At 61.4% G+C, this 18,053-nt stretch carries 11 protein-coding genes, 4 tRNA genes and 1 rRNA gene; all 16 read right to left on the bottom strand.

Going from position 1 to position 18,053, the window contains the following annotated elements; translation table 11 throughout:
* Window positions 1–94: 94 nt before the first annotated feature.
* Complete coding sequence (locus tag C0Z18_RS09170; protein WP_102645100.1) at window positions 95–1,006, bottom strand: bestrophin family protein; 912 nt, start codon at window positions 1,004–1,006, stop codon at window positions 95–97.
* A gap of 158 nt (window positions 1,007–1,164) precedes the next feature.
* Entirely contained in the window at window positions 1,165–3,426 is a 2,262-nt protein-coding gene (locus C0Z18_RS09165; RefSeq protein ID WP_102645289.1) for a two-partner secretion domain-containing protein, read from the bottom strand.
* 390 nt (window positions 3,427–3,816) lie between these two features.
* Window positions 3,817–8,073: a DNA-directed RNA polymerase subunit beta' gene (gene rpoC, locus C0Z18_RS09160; RefSeq protein WP_102645099.1), complete on the bottom strand. Its 4,257-nt coding sequence runs from the start codon at window positions 8,071–8,073 to the stop codon at window positions 3,817–3,819.
* A 21-nt stretch (window positions 8,074–8,094) separates the two neighbouring features.
* On the bottom strand, window positions 8,095–12,201 hold the full coding sequence (rpoB, locus tag C0Z18_RS09155) for a DNA-directed RNA polymerase subunit beta (RefSeq protein ID WP_102645098.1): 4,107 nt from the start codon (window positions 12,199–12,201) through the stop codon (window positions 8,095–8,097).
* A gap of 382 nt (window positions 12,202–12,583) precedes the next feature.
* Window positions 12,584–12,961 (bottom strand): 50S ribosomal protein L7/L12, encoded by a 378-nt coding sequence (gene rplL / locus C0Z18_RS09150; RefSeq protein ID WP_102645097.1) that lies wholly within the window; start codon window positions 12,959–12,961, stop codon window positions 12,584–12,586.
* A 78-nt stretch (window positions 12,962–13,039) separates the two neighbouring features.
* Window positions 13,040–13,570, bottom strand: coding sequence for a 50S ribosomal protein L10 (rplJ, locus tag C0Z18_RS09145; RefSeq protein ID WP_199189419.1), 531 nt, complete (start codon window positions 13,568–13,570; stop codon window positions 13,040–13,042).
* Between the two features lie 278 nt (window positions 13,571–13,848).
* Window positions 13,849–14,550, bottom strand: coding sequence for a 50S ribosomal protein L1 (gene rplA, locus C0Z18_RS09140; RefSeq protein WP_102645095.1), 702 nt, complete (start codon window positions 14,548–14,550; stop codon window positions 13,849–13,851).
* A complete protein-coding gene (rplK, locus tag C0Z18_RS09135; protein ID WP_102645094.1) occupies window positions 14,551–14,982 on the bottom strand; it encodes a 50S ribosomal protein L11 in 432 nt (143 codons plus the stop codon). It abuts the gene before it with no gap.
* 153 nt (window positions 14,983–15,135) lie between these two features.
* On the bottom strand, window positions 15,136–15,693 hold the full coding sequence (nusG, locus tag C0Z18_RS09130) for a transcription termination/antitermination protein NusG (protein ID WP_102611112.1): 558 nt from the start codon (window positions 15,691–15,693) through the stop codon (window positions 15,136–15,138).
* A gap of 1 nt (window position 15,694) precedes the next feature.
* Window positions 15,695–16,075 (bottom strand): preprotein translocase subunit SecE, encoded by a 381-nt coding sequence (gene secE, locus C0Z18_RS09125; protein ID WP_102645093.1) that lies wholly within the window; start codon window positions 16,073–16,075, stop codon window positions 15,695–15,697.
* Window positions 16,076–16,111: 36 nt separating this feature from the next.
* A tRNA-Trp gene (locus C0Z18_RS09120) sits at window positions 16,112–16,187 on the bottom strand.
* Window positions 16,188–16,250: 63 nt separating this feature from the next.
* The gene (gene tuf, locus C0Z18_RS09115) at window positions 16,251–17,441 is read right to left on the bottom strand and encodes an elongation factor Tu (protein ID WP_102645092.1); all 1,191 of its coding nucleotides are present in this window, start codon (window positions 17,439–17,441) and stop codon (window positions 16,251–16,253) included.
* A 62-nt stretch (window positions 17,442–17,503) separates the two neighbouring features.
* A tRNA-Thr gene (locus C0Z18_RS09110) sits at window positions 17,504–17,578 on the bottom strand.
* Between the two features lie 15 nt (window positions 17,579–17,593).
* Window positions 17,594–17,667 (bottom strand) — tRNA-Gly (locus tag C0Z18_RS09105).
* A 43-nt stretch (window positions 17,668–17,710) separates the two neighbouring features.
* Window positions 17,711–17,796: transfer RNA gene (locus tag C0Z18_RS09100), tRNA-Tyr, on the bottom strand.
* Between the two features lie 158 nt (window positions 17,797–17,954).
* Window positions 17,955–18,053: ribosomal RNA gene (gene rrf / locus C0Z18_RS33970) — 5S ribosomal RNA — on the bottom strand; the annotation flags it as partial.

The raw sequence follows: 18,053 nt of genomic DNA, 5'->3' as shown, positions 1-18,053 counted from the left end.
CGTACCGCAACACGAATGTGGCGAACGTGCAGACATCGGTCGACATACCGGTGTCATCCGGCTGCGACCGCGGTGCGCGAATACGTCGCGCATGCTAACGGAGCATATAGTCCACCGGCTGGGGAACGGGCGGTAAATCGCGGCGACCGAGCGTCTCGAGCAACGTCGCCTCGATGCCTTGGCAGAGCGCGTCGAGCGGCAAATCGTTCGGCTGCGTGCCGAAAGGATCCTCGATCTCGGCGCTCAGCGCTTCGAGGGCAAAAAAGGTATACGCCACGAAGCCGACGACGATCGGCGTCATGCCGCCGATCGAATCGGCGAGTCCGAACGGCAGCAACAAGCAATACAGGTACACCGTTCGATGGATGATGACGGCATAGGTGAATGGGATCGGCGTACCGGCGATGCGCTCGCAACCACCCAAGGCATCCCCGAGCCGGCACATCGGCCCTTCCATCGCTTGCGCGAGCGGATCGGTCAGGCGCCCGAGCCGACGCTGTTCTCGCAGCCACTCTCCCGCCATGACGAGCAAGATCGCCGGCTTGTAACGGACGTCTCGAACCCGTGTGCGCTCCGGCTCGGTCAGCAATCGAGCGAGATCGGCCGCCGCGTCCGTGCCGCGCAATTGATGCCGCAGCGCGTGCGTAAAGGCGATCAGGCGATTGACGAAGACCGGTGCCTCGCGGTGGTCGTCGACGAGCGTCAGCGCTTGCCGCGCCAGTGCGCGCGTGTCGTTGAGCACAGTGCCCCAGAGGTTGCGCGCCTCCCAATAGCGGGCATAGCTCGTGTTGTTGCGAAAGCCCAAAAAGATCGCAAGGGTGAGGCCGATCAACGAGAATGGCACGAACGTGAGGTGCACTTTGTCGACGATCAACGAATTGCGCAGGACGGTGACCAGGGCGGCGAATCCGATCGTGACGATGAGTTGAGGGGCGATGTCGAGGATAACGGAGCCGCGGATGACGAGCATCATGCGCAGCCAATTCGGATAGGGGCGAACGATCATGGCAGCGGTTTCGATGAAAGCGGCCCTTGCTTGGCCGGGCGCATCGATTCGCTGTCGAGTACGTCCGTCGCGGGCACGCCGGGGTAAGCAGTGTATGCCTATCGCCGGCGGCCTGCGACGGCCTCGGGGTTCAGGCGAGGCGCGAGTTGCCGCCTTCGCTAAAGCGGCCCATGCGACGCGCGCGCCTGCCAGCCCAGCACAGGATGCGCGCTGCCCGCCGGCATCGCCCATGCGCCGGTGGCACCGAAATCCCAACCGGCGTAGCTGGCGGCATTGCTCATTTGGGCCGTGCTCAAGCCGTTCTGCGCGGGAGCACCGCCGCCGTCGAGACTCTTACCCGAGGTTTGCGCGTTCCAGTAGTCGCTACCGTCGGCGCCGCTGCCGCTGCCGATCAAGCCCCCCGCGCCACCGCCGGGTCCGTACCACGCCGAGCCGCCGCCGCCCGACACGGCGCCCGTCGAGAACGACTGCGTGACCGTGCCGCTGCTCGTTCCCACGAGGCCGCCGACGTAGGCCCAACCGCCGCCCGTGACCGCGCCGGTGGCATACGATTGCCGGATCGCGCCGGTATTATTCGCCACCAATCCGCCTAAGTCGCCGTTACCCGGACCGCCGCTGAAATCGGGCAGCCCCGATACCGAGGCGCTGCTCCCCGATTGCACGATCGTCCCCGTATTGAGTCCGACGAGTCCGCCGATCGAATATCCGGTTCCCGGCCCGAAGTCGTCGAAATAAAAACCGCCGCTCGAGTAGGTGCGCGCGATCAGTCCGTCGTTTTCGCTCGCGAGTACGCCGAGGTAGCACGATGAGGCATAGCAATGTCCGACACCCCCATCGCCGTTCGATAGGTTCAGGTTACGGACGACGCCGGTCGCGCCGATGGTGCCGATCAACGGGCCGCCCCAACCGTAATAGGCGCCGTCGTATCCACCTTTGATCGATACGCCGGCGAGTGTGTGCCCGAGCCCGTCGAATTGCCCCGTGAACGGCGCGGCACCGCCGATCTGATCGATATAGTTGCCGTTGAACGCGAGGTCGCGACCGAGCGCGTAATTGCCCGCCAGGTCGTGCGACACGCTCTCCAAATCGGCCAGCGAATTGACGAGTTTGTACGCGCCGATCTGCGTCACGATGCCTTGATCGGGCGAGGCGGTCCACGAGGGGTTACCGAGTAGCGTCCCGGCCGAGTAGGCTCCCGTCATGTCCCGGTACAGATTCACGACCCCGGTGCTCTTCGACCAATCGATCGTGCCCGCGTTGGCCACACCGCCGCCGTTATCGATCGCGGACGCATCCGCTCGCAGCGTAAGGCTGCCTACGCCTAGATTGCGCAGCGTGACACCCGGTGCCACTCGCACGTTACGGTAGGCGCTGAGAGAAAGCGAGGCAGACCCGGTCCAGTCGACGTTCGCGGCCACGTCGATATCGCCCGTGGCACCTGTCGTTTCGACGGCGACCGACGTCCCGGCCGCAAGTGACCGGGAAAACGCATTTGCCGCCCCGGCACCGAGCGTGAACGCCGGTGTCGCGAGGTTCCATTGTCCGGCCCTCACCGTGGTCCCCGGCCAATCGAAATGGATCGCCCGGGCGGATGTGTCGACCGCGCCGCCGCTGCCGTCGGCGTTCTTCGCCTCGACTTGACCGATCGAAAAGAGCGTTCCGCTATCGGCGACAAGCCAGACGTGCCCATCGCGCGTGGCCGTGCCGGTGGCCCGAATCGCTTCATGGTTGCCCGACATCGCGAAGATGTTGCCGTCGGCCGCCTGTAGGCTGGCCTGGGCGGCCGTGATCTGCCCAGCGTTGACGACACTGCCGCCGCTACCCGCCTGGACGAAAACTTGGCGACCCGTGGACGAGTCCTGCAGCAGCGCCGTCCTCCCCGTCGCAAGCTCCGCCGTGCCTTGCGGCGCGTCGATGCTGCCGACGTTTTGGACCGCGCTGGAGGCGATCAGAAACACGTCGCCGCTCGTCGATCCGATCTTGCCGAAATTCACGACGGCACCGCTACCGGTGCCCGACAGGGTCATCGCGCCGCCGGCCATAAACGCCGCGTTATCGACATCGAGCGTGGAGGCGACGAAACGCCCGCCTGTCGAGATCGTACCGGTCGGCCCAACGACGATGCCTTGCGGGTTGATGAGATACACGGCGCCCGTGCCGGTGAGCGCGCCCATGATCGAGGATGGGGTAGCCCCGGTTACGCGATTCAAGGTTGCACCGGCCCCGTTATTAAACGCGACGTGATAGCCGCTTCCGATGGAAAAGCTATTCCAATCGACGATGCCGCGCCCTGACGTTTGATTAACGGTTAGGGAAGTGCCATTAATGGAGATCGATCCATTTCCGGCGATATATTTCCCGCCGGTGGGAAGTGGCCCCGCATAGGCAAACGATGATGCCCCTGAAAACGCCGCGACCACGGCGCCGACCCATGCTGCGCTGAGCTTCGGCCTTGACGCGCCGAGCTCCGAACGTTTGCTTCTCACGATGCTCCTCCCGGATTTCGCTCTGTATTTGCCCCGCTCCGCATTTTTGTAAAAAATCCCAAAACACGGCTAAACCTTCGAGATCGAAGGCGGTATTTGTTTTTATGCTCTTCGGGATTATCGATTTAAATCGTCTTTTTTCGCGACGGGTGAAATCGGACAGGCATTCGTGTTTTTCCGCCAACCGGCGGTCTCGCGATCGAGCATGTGGCACCCGTTCGCCGCGAAACGCACGGACGAAAAAAAACCGCTCGGTCGAAACCGAGCGGTTCTTGCGCCAGAGGCGCGGGCGGGGGGACAAGCGGCGCGGTGCGCCGCCCGAACTTACTCCGCCGGGTGTTGCTGATGCGGCTCGTCTGCCGGCGTTTCGGCGGCCGAGCTCGGGGTGCCGAACTCGAATGCCTCTTCCGCGGCGATTTGGTCGAAACGCTCGCGATCCGACGATTCCTTCGCCTTGCGTGCCTTGTGGAACGCGAGACCCGTACCGGCCGGAATCAAACGGCCGACGATCACGTTTTCCTTCAGACCGCGCAGATCGTCGCGCTTGCCCATGATCGCCGCCTCGGTCAGCACGCGCGTCGTTTCCTGGAACGATGCAGCCGAGATGAACGAATCGGTCGACAGCGACGCCTTCGTGATACCGAGCAGCACGTTCTCGTACGTGGCCGGACGCTTGTCTTCCGCGATCATCCGATCGTTCTCGTCGAGCATGTCCGACCGCTCGACTTGTTCGCCCGGGATGAAACGCGTATCGCCGTTGTCGGTGATCTGCACGCGGCGCAGCATCTGACGCACGATCACTTCGATGTGCTTGTCGTTGATCTTCACGCCTTGCAGACGGTACACGTCCTGCACTTCGTCGACGATGTAGCGCGACAACGCCTCGATACCCTGCAAGCGCAGGATGTCGTGCGGATCGGCCGGACCGTCCACGATCATTTCGCCCTTGTTGACGACCTGACCGTCGTGGACGAGGACCTGCTTTTCCTTCGCGATCAGGAACTCGTGCTGGTTGCCCTCGAGATCCGTGATGACGAGACGTTGCTTGCCCTTCGTGTCCTTACCGAACGACGTCGTACCCGTGACTTCCGCGAGAATGCCGGCGTCCTTCGGCGAGCGCGCTTCGAACAGCTCGGCCACCCGCGGCAGACCACCGGTAATGTCACGCGTCTTCTGCGCTTCGGTCGGGATACGTGCGAGCACTTCGCCGACCTGCACTTGCTGACCGTCCTTCACCGTGATCAGTGCGCCGACTTGGAAGCCGATCTGCACCGAGTGCTCGGTACCGGGGATCTTCACTTCCTCGCCGCTCGCGTCGAGCAGCTTCACCTGCGGACGAACGCTCTTCGCCGCTTGCGAACCGCGGCGCTTCACGTCGATCACGACGAGCGTCGAAAGACCCGTCACGTCGTCGATCTGCTTGGCAACCGTCACGCCTTCTTCGACGTTTTCGAACTTCACCGTACCGCCGTACTCGGTGATGATCGGACGCGTCAGCGGATCCCACGTGGCCAGTTGCGTGCCCGCCTTGATCTGCGCACCGTCGAGCTGCAACAGCGTCGCGCCGTACGGCACCTTGTGACGCTCGCGCTCGCGGCCGTGATCGTCGGTGATCATCGCCTCGCCCGAACGCGAGATGACGATTTGCTCGCCCTTCGCATTCGTGACGTAGCGCATCGTCGACGTGAAGCGCACCGTACCGTTGCTCTTCGCTTCGACCGACGAAGCCACTGCCGCACGCGATGCCGCGCCACCGATGTGGAACGTACGCATCGTCAACTGCGTGCCAGGCTCACCGATCGATTGCGCCGCGATCACGCCGACCGCTTCGCCGACGTTCACGAGCGAGCCGCGGCCCAGGTCGCGGCCGTAGCACGCGGCGCACAAGCCGTAACGCGTTTCGCAGGTCAGCGGCGTACGCACGCGCACTTCGTCGATACCGAGGCGTTCGATTTCGTCGACGGCCGTTTCATCGAGCAGCGTGCCCGCTTCGTACAGCGTTTCTTGCGATTCGGGGTTGACGACGTCAGCCACCGCCACCCGGCCGAGAATCCGGTCGCGCAGCGCTTCGACGACTTCACCGCCTTCAACCAGCGCCTTCATCGCCACGCCGTTGCTCGTGCCGCAATCGTCTTCGGTCACAACCAAGTCTTGCGTCACGTCCACCAGACGACGCGTGAGGTAACCCGAGTTTGCCGTCTTCAGTGCCGTATCGGCCAGCCCCTTACGTGCACCGTGGGTCGAGATGAAGTACTGCAACACGTTCAGGCCTTCGCGGAAGTTCGCCGTAATCGGCGTCTCGATGATCGAGCCGTCCGGCTTGGCCATCAGGCCCCGCATCCCGGCGAGCTGACGAATCTGAACCGCGGAACCCCGAGCGCCCGAGTCGGCCATCATGTAGATGGAGTTGAACGACTCTTGACGCACTTCCTTGCCGTCGCGATCGATCACGGGCTCGGTGGAGAGCTGCTCCATCATCGCCTTACCGACCGCTTCCGACGTTGCCGACCAAATGTCGACCACGTTGTTGTAACGCTCTTGCGCCGTGACGAGACCCGACATGTACTGACGGTCGTACTCCTTCACCTTCTTCGCGGCATCGCCGACGATCTCTTCCTTCTGCGTCGGCACGAGCATGTCGTCCACGCAGATCGAGATACCGGCGCGCGTTGCAAGACGGAAGCCCGACTGCATCAGTTGATCGGCGAACACCACCGTCGCGCGCAGACCGCACTTGCGGAACGACGTGTTGATCAGGCGCGAGATTTCCTTCTTCTTGAGCGGCTTGTTCAGCACCGTGAACGGCAGCCCCGGCGGCAGAATCTCCGACAAGATCGCGCGGCCGACCGTCGTCGCGAAGAGCGAGATCTTCGGCACGAACTGCGGTGCGCCTTCCGATTTGTCTTCGTTGACCACCATTTCGGTGATCCGCACGTTCACGCGCGAGGCGAGCTCGACTTCCTTGTTCTCGTACGCACGCAGCACTTCGGACACGCCGGTGAACGACATGCCTTCGCCCTTGCCGTTGACCGCTTCGCGCGTCGCGTAATACAGGCCGAGCACGATATCCTGCGACGGCACGATCGACGGATCGCCGTTGGCCGGGAACAGGATGTTGTTCGACGCGAGCATGAGCGTACGCGCTTCCATCTGCGCTTCGAGCGACAGCGGCACGTGCACGGCCATCTGGTCACCGTCGAAGTCGGCGTTGAACGCCGCGCAAACGAGCGGGTGCAGTTGGATCGCCTTACCTTCGATCAGCACGGGTTCGAACGCTTGAATCCCGAGACGGTGCAGCGTCGGCGCGCGGTTCAGCATCACCGGATGTTCGCGGATCACCTCTTCGAGGATGTCCCACACCACCGCGGTTTGGTTCTCGACTTCCTTCTTCGCCGCCTTGATGGTCGTCGCAACGCCCATCACTTCGAGCTTGTTGAAGATGAAAGGCTTGAACAGCTCGAGCGCCATCAGCTTGGGCAGACCGCACTGATGCAGCTTCAGCGTCGGGCCCACCACGATGACCGAACGGCCGGAGTAGTCCACACGCTTACCGAGCAAGTTCTGACGGAACCGGCCGCCCTTACCCTTGATCATGTCGGCGAGCGACTTCAGCGGACGCTTGTTCGCACCCGTCATCGCCTTGCCGCGGCGGCCGTTGTCGAGCAGCGAATCGACGGCTTCTTGCAGCATCCGCTTTTCGTTGCGGACGATGATTTCCGGCGCCTTCAGCTCGAGCAGACGCTTCAACCGGTTGTTACGGTTGATCACGCGGCGATACAAGTCGTTCAGGTCCGACGTCGCGAAACGGCCACCGTCCAGCGGCACGAGCGGACGCAACTCGGGCGGCAGCACCGGCAGCACTTCGAGCACCATCCATTCGGGCTTGATGCCCGAGCGTTGGAAAGCCTCGAGCACCTTCAGGCGCTTCGCGTACTTCTTGATCTTCGCTTCCGAGCCCGTGTTCTTGAGCTCGGTGCGCAGCGTTTCGACTTGTTCGTCGATGTTGATGGCGCGCAGGAGCTCGCGCACGCCTTCCGCGCCCATCTCGGCGCGGAATTCGTCACCGTACTCTTCGACCTTGTTGTAGTAATCCTCTTCCGTCATGATCTGCCGCGCTTTGAGCGGCGTCATGCCCGGATCGATGACCACGTACGCTTCGAAGTACAGCACGCGCTCGATGTCGCGCAGCGTCATGTCGAGCACCATGCCCAAACGCGACGGCAGCGACTTCAAGAACCAAATGTGCGCGACGGGCGAGGCGAGCTCGATGTGGCCCATGCGCTCGCGACGCACCTTGGCGAGCGTGACTTCCACGCCGCACTTCTCGCAGATCACGCCACGATGCTTCAGGCGCTTGTACTTGCCGCACAAGCATTCGTAGTCTTTGATCGGCCCGAAAATCTTCGCGCAGAACAAGCCGTCGCGCTCGGGCTTGAACGTACGATAGTTGATCGTTTCGGGCTTCTTGACTTCACCGAACGACCACGAACGGATCTTGTCGGGCGAGGCCAGACCGATCTTGATCGCGTCGAAAACTTCTTCTTGTTGGACTTGCTTGAATAGATCGAGCAGAGCTTTCATTGCCTTCTCTCCGTAGTCCGATTAGTTGCGGTCGAGGTCGATGTCGATGCCGAGCGAGCGGATTTCCTTCACCAGCACGTTGAAGGATTCCGGCATGCCCGCGTCGATCACGTGGTCGCCCTTGACGAGGTTTTCGTACACCTTCGTCCGGCCCGTCACGTCATCGGACTTCACCGTCAACATTTCCTGCAGCACATACGAAGCGCCGTACGCCTCGAGCGCCCACACTTCCATTTCACCGAAGCGCTGACCACCGAATTGCGCCTTACCACCGAGCGGCTGCTGCGTCACGAGCGAGTACGGACCCGTCGAACGCGCATGCATCTTGTCGTCCACCAAGTGGTGCAGCTTCAGGTAGTGCATGTAGCCCACGGTAACCGTGCGCTCGAAAGGCTCACCCGTACGGCCATCGCACAGTTGCACCTGGTTCTTCGACTTCGTCATGCCCAGGTTCTGCGCGATGTCGTCCGGGAAGGCGAGGTCGAGCATCTTCGACATTTCCTCTTCCGTCGCGCCATCGAACACCGGCGTCGCGAACGGCACGCCTTCACGCAGGTTCTTGGCGAGTTCGAGGATGTCGTCGTCCGAGAAGCTTTCCAGCTCTTCGGCGCGGCCCGATTCGTTGTACAGCTTCGTCAGGAACACGCGCAGCTCTTCGACCTTCGCCTGACGCTGCAGCATTTCGCCGATACGCCAGCCGAGACCCTTCGCGGCCCAGCCGAGGTGCACTTCGAGCACCTGACCCACGTTCATCCGCGACGGCACGCCGAGCGGGTTCAGCACGACGTCGGCCGGACGGCCATCCGCCATGTACGGCATGTCTTCGATCGGAACGATCTTCGACACGACACCCTTGTTACCGTGACGGCCGGCCATCTTGTCGCCAGGCTGCAGGCGGCGCTTCACGGCCAGGTACACCTTGACCATCTTCAGCACGCCCGGGGGCAGCTCGTCGCCTTGCGTGAGCTTCTTGCGCTTCTCTTCGAAGGCCAAGTCGAATTGGTGACGCTTCTCTTCGATCGAGTTCTTGATCGCTTCGAGTTGAGCGGCAGCCTCTTCGTCGGCCAGACGGATGTCGAACCAGTGATAGTGGTCGAGATCCGACAGGTAAGCCTGGTCGATCTTCGTGCCCTTCGCGAGCTTCTTCGGACCGCCGTTGGCCACCTTGCCTTCGAGCATACGAGCCAAACGCTGGAACGCATCGCCTTCGACAATGCGCAACTGGTCGTTCAAGTCGAGGCGGTAGCGCTTCAGTTCATCGTCGATGATCTGTTGCGCGCGCTTGTCGCGCTGGATGCCTTCACGCGTGAACACCTGCACGTCGATGACCGTGCCGCTCATGCCCGAGGGCACGCGCAGCGACGTATCCTTCACGTCGGATGCCTTCTCGCCGAAGATGGCGCGCAGCAGCTTTTCTTCCGGCGTGAGCTGGGTTTCGCCCTTCGGCGTGACCTTACCGACGAGCACGTCGCCCGCTTCGACTTCGGCGCCGATGTAGACGATGCCCGACTCATCCAGACGGCCCAGTTGCACTTCCGCCAGGTTCGAGATGTCGCGCGTGATTTCCTCGGGTCCGAGCTTCGTGTCGCGAGCGACCACGTTCAGCTCTTCGATGTGGATCGACGTATAGCGATCGTCGGCCACGACCTTCTCGGAGATCAAGATCGAATCTTCGAAGTTGTAGCCGTTCCACGGCATGAACGCGACGAGCATGTTCTGGCCGAGCGCGAGCTCGCCCAGGTCGGTCGAAGCGCCGTCCGCGAGGACGTCGCCGCGCGACACCATATCGCCGACCTTCACGATCGGACGCTGGTTGATGTTCGTGTTTTGGTTCGAGCGCGTGTACTTGATCAGGTTGTAGATGTCCACGCCGACTTCACCGGCCACCGCTTCGTCGTCGTTCACACGAATGACGATACGGCCCGCGTCGACGTAATCGACCACACCGCCGCGCAGCGCTTGCACCGTGGTGCCCGAGTCGACGGCCACCGTACGCTCGATACCCGTACCGACGACCGGCTTTTCCGGACGCAGACAGGGCACGGCTTGACGCTGCATGTTCGAACCCATCAATGCACGGTTCGCGTCATCGTGCTCGAGGAACGGAATCAGCGAGGCTGCGACCGAGACGATCTGCGACGGCGCCACGTCCATGTACTGGATGCGGTCCGGCGTGACCATCAGCGTTTCGCCGGCTTCGCGCGACGACACGAGTTCGTCGGTCAGCGTGCCGTCTTCGGCCACCGCCGCGTTCGCCTGAGCGATCACGTAACGGCCTTCTTCGATCGCCGACAGGTAATCGATTTGATCCGTGACTTTGCTGTCCACGACCTTGCGGTACGGCGTTTCGAGGAAGCCGTACTCGTTCAGGTGCGCGTAAAGCGCGAGCGAGTTGATCAGACCGATGTTCGGACCTTCCGGCGTTTCGATCGGGCAGACGCGGCCGTAGTGGGTCGGGTGCACGTCGCGTACTTCGAAGCCTGCGCGCTCACGCGTCAAACCGCCCGGGCCCAGTGCGGAAACACGGCGCTTGTGCGTGATTTCCGACAGCGGGTTGGTTTGGTCCATGAACTGCGACAACTGCGACGAACCGAAGAACTCGCGAATGGCCGACGAAATCGGCTTCGAGTTGATCAGATCGTGCGGCATCAGGTTTTCGCTCTCGGCTTGGCCGAGGCGTTCCTTCACCGCGCGTTCGACGCGCACGAGACCGGCGCGGAATTGGTTTTCCGCGAGTTCGCCCACGCAACGCACACGACGATTGCCGAGGTGGTCGATGTCGTCCACTTCGCCCTTGCCGTTGCGCAACTCGACGAGGATCTTGATCGTCGCGAGGATGTCGTCGTCTTGCAGCGTCATCGGGCCCGTGATTTCGTCACGGCCGACACGGCGGTTGAACTTCATACGGCCGACCTTCGAGAGGTCGTACGCGTCTTCGCTGTAGAACAGACGATTGAAGAGGGCCTCGACCGCTTCTTCGGTCGGCGGCTCGCCCGGGCGCATCATGCGGTAGATCGCGATACGCGCGGCCGTCTTGTCGGTCGTTTCGTCGATACGCAGCGTTGACGAGATATACGGGCCTTGGTCCAGATCGTTCGTGTAGAGCGTCTGGATGTCCTTCACCTTGGCTTCGCGCAGCTTTTCGAGCGTGCTCTCGGTGATTTCCTCGTTCGCGTTCGCGATGACTTCGCCCGTGTCGCCGTCGATCACGTTCTTCGCGAGCACGCGGCCGAGCAAATAGTCTTCGGGAACCGAGATGAACTTCGTCTTCGCGTTTTCGAGGTCGCGAATGTGCTTCGCGTTGATCCGCTTGTCCTTTTGGACGATGACGTTGCCGTCGCGATCGGTGATGTCGAAGCGCGCGACTTCGCCGCGCAGACGCTCGGGCACGAACTCCATCTGCGCGCCTTCACCCATCAGCGTGAAGTTGTCGAAGACGAAGAAGTTCGCGAGGATCTGTTCGGGCGAAAGGCCGATGGCCTTCAGCAAGATCGTGACCGGCATCTTGCGGCGGCGGTCGACACGGAAGTACAGGATGTCCTTCGGGTCGAATTCGAAGTCGAGCCACGAGCCGCGGTACGGAATGATCCGTGCCGAGAACAGCAGCTTGCCCGAGCTGTGCGTCTTGCCCTTGTCGTGTTCGAAGAACACGCCCGGCGAACGGTGCAGCTGCGAGACGATGACACGCTCGGTGCCGTTGATGACGAACGAGCCGGTGGGCGTCATGAGCGGAATTTCGCCCATGTACACTTCCTGCTCCTTGACTTCCTTGACGACGGGCTTGCTCGGCGACTCTTTATCGAGCAGAACCAGACGCACCTTGGCGCGCAAGGCCGAACAATAGGTGAGACCGCGCTGCTGGCATTCCTTGATGTTGAAGGCCGGCGGCGACAACGCATAGCTCACGAACTCGAGGCGCGCGAAACCGTTGTGCGAGACGATCGGAAAAACAGACGTGAACGCGGCCTGCAAACCCTCGGGTTTGCGAGCGTTCGCGAGCACGTCGGCTTGCAGAAACGTGCTGAATGATTCAAGCTGGGTGGCCAGCAGGAAAGGTACTTGGTGAACGATGGGGCGCTTCGCAAAACTCTTACGAATGCGCTTCTTCTCGGTGAAGGAATATTGCATACGATCTCCGAATCACGGCGGGCATGTTGTCGAGGCTATAGTCGCCAGGTGAGACAACCCGAGTGTTCACCGACTGAGACCCGATGGCCGTCCTGAGGCTTGAACGAGCCTAGAAGCTTGGTGGTTGGCCGCTACCAACCGCTGGCTGACGGCAGCGGATGCCTATGTTGCCCGCCGCCCGACCAAACTTGCCTTCTGCAGTCGCTTCAGAAGACAAAGAGAAATGCCGGTCGACGTGCGCTTGCGAGCGCGCGAAAGGCAATTTTCTTTGGCCTCTAGGGGCTATGCACCGCCGGGACGCATCCCAGCAAAACATAGTCCCCACAAAGCACAAAAAGGCCGGCGGTGGATAACCGCCAGCCTTCGCACAACGCGAGGGGCCTTACTTGATTTCGGCCTTCGCGCCGGCTTCTTCCAGCTTCTTCTTCGCTTCTTCGGCAGCAGCCTTGGGCACCGCTTCCTTCACGGGCTTCGGTGCGCCGTCGACCAGGTCCTTCGCTTCCTTCAGGCCCAGGCCCGTCAGTTCGCGAACAGCCTTAATGACGGAAACCTTGTTGGCGCCGGCTTCGAGCAGGTTGACCGTGAATTCGGTCTGCTCTTCAGCGGCGGCAGCACCACCACCCGCACCTGCGGGGCCTGCGACTGCGACAGCAGCAGCCGACACGCCGAACTTCTCTTCGAACGCCTTGACGAGTTCGTTCAGTTCCAGAACCGACATCGAGCCTACGGCTTCGAGGATGTCTTCTTTTGCGATTGCCATGAGAAATACTCCTAAATTGAATTCGGATACAGCCAGCGATCAGTTACGCTCGGCCGATGTGCACCATGCACCGCCCGTTTAGGCGGCTTCGCCTTGCTTCTTCTCGGCGAGCGCAGCGAGTGCGCGCGCGAAGCCCGAAACAGGCGCTTGCATGACGAACAACAGCTTGGACAGAAGCTCTTCGCGGCTCGGGATGCTGGCCAGCGCTTGCACGCCTGCCTTATCCATCACCTTGCCTTCGTACGAGCCGGCCTTGATGATCAACTTGTCATTGCTTTTGCCGAAGTCGTTGACGACCTTGGCGGCGGCAATGGCATCTTCCGAGATGCCGTAGATCAGAGGACCGGTCATCTGCTCTGCCAGCGGAGCAAACGGAGTACCCTCGACAGCGCGACGCGCCAGCGTGTTCTTCAACACGCGCAGGTACACCTTCTGCTCACGCGCTTTCGCGCGCAGCTTCGTCAGATCGCCAACCGTGATCCCACGATACTCGGCCAACACCATGGTCTGGGCCTTCGCGACTTGCGCGGAAACCTCAGCCACGACGGCCTGCTTATCTTCTTTGTTCAGTGGCACGGTTAACCTCCAGATTCGGTGCGCCGGGCACATGCCCGATACACCGCGTTCAACAACGGCGTCCGAGGGTTAGGAGTATTTCACCCGCCGGCTTCGCGCATCGCTGCGCTGGCCCACGGGCTCAATCACTGCAAAACTTATTCGGGTTCGCCATCTGCGTTGGCGGATATTAAGGAGACACCTACCTGCTGCATCCCCACCAACGGTCTTTGACAACCGGCCGTGCGAAGCGAAACTGCCCTCTCACGACCGCCCAAAGCCCTTAAATACCGCGTCGGCCGGCCAATGCCGCACCGAACGCGATCGATTCTTTACTGTTGCGCGGCCAGCGTGCCTTGATCGACACGAACGCCGACGCCCATCGTGCTCGACAGAGCGATCTTGCGCAGGTACACGCCCTTGCTCGTAGCGGGCTTGGCTTTTTGCAGCGCTTCGACGAGTGCCGACAGGTTCGAGCGCAGCGCAACCGCTTCGAACGATGCACGGCCGATCGTTGCGTGGATGATCCCGGCCTTGTCGACGCGGAATTGAACCTGACCTGCCTTGGCGTTCTTCACAGCCGTGGCGACGTCGGGCGTAACCGTACCGACCTTCGGGTTCGGCATCAGGCCGCGCGGACCGAGGATCTGGCCCAGCGTACCGACGACACGCATCGTGTCCGGCGAAGCGATCACGACGTCGAAGTTCAGATTGCCGCCCTTGATTTGTTCGGCCAGATCTTCCATGCCGACGATTTCGGCGCCGGCTGCACGTGCTTGCTCGGCCTTTTCACCTTGCGCGAACACGGCCACGCGGACCGACTTGCCGGTACCGGCGGGCAACACGACCGAGCCGCGAACCACTTGGTCCGACTTCTTCGCATCGATGCCGAGCTGGACGGCAACGTCGATCGACTCGTCGAACTTGGCCGTAGCACAGCCCTTCACGAGCGACAGCGCTTCGTCGAGGGGGTACAGCTTCTGGCGATCGATCTTGCTTTCGAATGCCTTCAGACGCTTGGAAACCTTAGCCATTTACACGCCCTCCACGGTGATGCCCATCGAACGGGCGCTGCCAGCGATCGTGCGAACTGCGGCGTCCAGATCGGCTGCCGTGAGGTCGGGCATCTTCGCCTTGGCGATGTCTTCGGCTTGCGCGCGCGTGATCTTGCCGACCTTGTCGGTGTGCGGCTTGCTCGAACCCTTGTCGATCTTCGCAGCCTTCTTGATCAGCACGGTGGCCGGAGGCGTCTTGAGGATGAACGTGAAGCTCTTGTCGGCGAATGCCGTGATCACGACGGGAACGGGCAGACCCGGTTCCATCGCTTGGGTCTGCGCGTTGAACGCCTTGCAGAACTCCATGATGTTCAGGCCGCGTTGGCCCAGTGCCGGACCAACCGGCGGCGACGGATTGGCTTTACCTGCAGGGATCTGCAGCTTGATAAAGCCGATGATTTTCTTTGCCATGTCGAAAACCTCGTTAGAACGCGCGAGCGTTCGGTGAGTAGTAGCGCGTGGTCACCGCGATCGCTCGCGATTACTGACGCTCCTCAACGGCCATAACGCGGGCCGTAAGCGCGAAAACGGACCGCCCGCTAGCGGGCGACCCGTTGGAATGTATTACAGCTTCTCGACCTGCCCGAATTCCAGCTCGACAGGTGTGGCGCGACCGAAGATCGTGACCGAGACGCGCACGCGCGATTTCTCGTAGTTCACTTCCTCGACGCTGCCATTGAAGTCCGTGAACGGACCTTCCTTGACGCGGACCATTTCGCCCACTTCGAACAGCGTCTTCGGCCGGGGCTTCTCGACGCCTTCTTGCATCTGCGACATGATCTTTTCGACTTCCCGGGGGGAAATCGGGCTCGGCTTGTTGCGCGTGCCGCCGATGAAGCCCGTCACCTTCGCCGTGTTCTTGACGAGGTGCCACGTTTCGTCGGTCATTTCCATCTCGACGAGAACGTAGCCGGGGAAGAAACGACGTTCGGTCACAGACTTGTGACCGCCTTTCACTTCCACGACTTCTTCCGTCGGCACGAGAATCTGGCCGAACTTGTCTTGCATGCCGGCGCGCTCGATACGCTCTTGGAGCGCTCGTTGCACGCTTTTCTCCATCCCGGAGTACGCATGCACGACATACCAACGTTTACCGCTCGGGGATGCCGGAGTATCGCTCATATCATTTCCAACCCAGAATCGCCGAGAAAATGACCCATTCGATGGATTTATCGCTGATCCACAGCAGCACCGCCATCACCAGCACGAAGCCGAAGACTACGAGCGTGGTTTGCGTTGCTTCCTTGCGAGTCGGCCAAACAACCTTGCGGACTTCTTTGTAGGAGTCCTTGGCGAAAGCGATAAAGCTCTTACCGGGGGAGGAGAGGAGACCAACCACTACACCGGCCGCGACACCGACTGCAAGCGCCGCGCCGCGGACATACCATTCCTGGCCGCTCAGCCAGAAGAAACCCACGAACCCGGCCAAGACCAGCAGTACACCCGCGATTACCATCAACTTGTCGCTGGAAGTATCCACAGCTTCGACGGAAGGATTCGCCATAACACCCTAACGCGCGCCTGTTTAGGCGCAGAATTTTGGCAGGGGCAGAGGGAATCGAACCCCCAACCTTCGGTTTTGGAGACCGACGCTCTGCCAGTTGAGCTATACCCCTAAACCATTTGGGGTTGACCCTACAGCCAACCCCGAAACCACCGATCAACGAGAACTAGCTGGCTTACTCGATGATCTTAGCAACGACACCTGCGCCGACGGTACGGCCGCCTTCACGGATGGCGAAGCGCAGACCTTCTTCCATGGCGATCGGAGCGATCAGCTTCACCGTGATCGACACGTTGTCGCCCGGCATCACCATTTCCTTGTCCTTCGGCAGCTCGATAGAGCCCGTCACGTCCGTCGTACGGAAGTAGAACTGCGGACGGTAGTTGTTGAAGAACGGCGTGTGACGGCCGCCTTCGTCCTTGCTCAGCACGTACACTTCAGCCGTGAAGTGCGTGTGCGGCGTGATCGAACCCGGCTTGGCCAACACTTGGCCACGCTCCACGTCTTCGCGCTTCGTGCCGCGCAGCAAGATACCGACGTTGTCGCCCGCTTGACCTTGGTCCAGCAGCTTGCGGAACATTTCCACGCCCGTGCACGTCGTCTTCACCGTCGGCTTGATACCGACGATTTCGATTTCTTCGCCGACCTTGACCACGCCACGCTCGACGCGGCCCGTCACCACCGTGCCACGACCCGAGATCGAGAACACGTCTTCCACCGGCATCAGGAACGCGCCGTCCACTGCGCGCTCCGGCGTCGGGATGTACGTGTCCAGCGCGTCGGCCAGGTTCATGATCGCCACTTCACCGAGCTCGCCCTTGTCGCCTTCCAGCGCCAGCTTGGCCGAACCCTTGATGATCGGCGTGTCGTCGCCCGGGAAGTCGTACTTCGAGAGCAGTTCGCGCACTTCCATTTCGACGAGCTCGAGCAGCTCGGCGTCGTCCACCATGTCGCACTTGTTCAGGAACACGATGATGTACGGAACGCCAACCTGACGCGCCAGCAGGATGTGCTCACGCGTTTGCGGCATCGGGCCGTCAGCGGCCGAGCACACCAGGATTGCGCCGTCCATCTGCGCCGCGCCCGTGATCATGTTCTTCACGTAGTCGGCGTGGCCCGGGCAGTCGACGTGTGCGTAGTGGCGGTTAGCCGTTTCGTACTCGACGTGTGCCGTGTTGATCGTGATGCCGCGTGCCTTTTCTTCCGGCGCCGCATCGATCTGGTCGTAGGCCTTCGCCTCGCCGCCGAACTTTGCCGTCAGCACCGTCGTGATCGCTGCCGTCAGCGTCGTCTTACCGTGGTCAACGTGACCGATCGTGCCGACGTTCACGTGCGGCTTGGTCCGCTCAAACTTACCCTTGGCCATTTTCGACTCCTAAGAGGATTTTCCGTATGTTGCGCCGCACGCAAACAATCAATGACAGCTACTGGTGCCCATGGGCAGGATCGAACTGCCGACCTCTCCCTTACCAAGGGAGTGCTCTACCACTGAGCCACATGGGCAGTACTTCTTGGCATTGGAGCGGGTGAAGGGAATCGAACCCTCGTCGTAAGCTTGGAAGGCTTCTGCTCTACCATTGAGCTACACCCGCTAGGGCCTTCGCGATTCCCTGCCGCACCACGGCTTGCATATTCTGGTGGAGGAGGTTGGATTCGAACCAACGTAGGCGTAAGCCAACAGATTTACAGTCTGCCCCCTTTAGCCACTCGGGCACCCCTCCGCAGAGAACGGACAATTATGAAGACAAAGTCGCACGGAGTCAAGCTTTTCGCGCGCGCTTCATTGTTCGACGCTCTCACTTATAGGTAAATTTTTCCGGAGTGGCAAAGCAAAAACCCCCGAGAGCGCTAGGCTTTCGGGGGTTTCTTAGCATTGGGTGCCTGACGATTACCTACTTTCACACGGGCAATCCGCACTATCATCGGCGTGGAGTCGTTTCACGGTCCTGTTCGGGATGGGAAGGGGTGGTACCAACTC

The organism is Trinickia dabaoshanensis (genome assembly GCF_002879885.1).
Classification (GTDB): Bacteria; Pseudomonadota; Gammaproteobacteria; order Burkholderiales; family Burkholderiaceae; genus Trinickia; species Trinickia dabaoshanensis.
This window is presented reverse-complemented; position numbering and strand designations above follow the sequence as displayed.

What these genes read in the sequence shown, in the direction of transcription:
- C0Z18_RS09170 (WP_102645100.1), bottom strand. Translation starts at nt 1,006, where the DNA reads ATGATCGTTCGCCCCTATCCGAATTGGCTGCGCATGATGCTCGTCATC.
- rpoC (WP_102645099.1), bottom strand. Translation starts at nt 8,073, where the DNA reads ATGAAAGCTCTGCTCGATCTATTCAAGCAAGTCCAACAAGAAGAAGTT.
- rpoB (WP_102645098.1), bottom strand. Translation starts at nt 12,201, where the DNA reads ATGCAATATTCCTTCACCGAGAAGAAGCGCATTCGTAAGAGTTTTGCG.
- rplL (WP_102645097.1), bottom strand. Translation starts at nt 12,961, where the DNA reads ATGGCAATCGCAAAAGAAGACATCCTCGAAGCCGTAGGCTCGATGTCG.
- rplJ (WP_199189419.1), bottom strand. Translation starts at nt 13,570, where the DNA reads ATGTGCCCGGCGCACCGAATCTGGAGGTTAACCGTGCCACTGAACAAA.
- rplA (WP_102645095.1), bottom strand. Translation starts at nt 14,550, where the DNA reads ATGGCTAAGGTTTCCAAGCGTCTGAAGGCATTCGAAAGCAAGATCGAT.
- rplK (WP_102645094.1), bottom strand. Translation starts at nt 14,982, where the DNA reads ATGGCAAAGAAAATCATCGGCTTTATCAAGCTGCAGATCCCTGCAGGT.
- nusG (WP_102611112.1), bottom strand. Translation starts at nt 15,693, where the DNA reads ATGAGCGATACTCCGGCATCCCCGAGCGGTAAACGTTGGTATGTCGTG.
- secE (WP_102645093.1), bottom strand. Translation starts at nt 16,075, where the DNA reads ATGGCGAATCCTTCCGTCGAAGCTGTGGATACTTCCAGCGACAAGTTG.
- tuf (WP_102645092.1), bottom strand. Translation starts at nt 17,441, where the DNA reads ATGGCCAAGGGTAAGTTTGAGCGGACCAAGCCGCACGTGAACGTCGGC.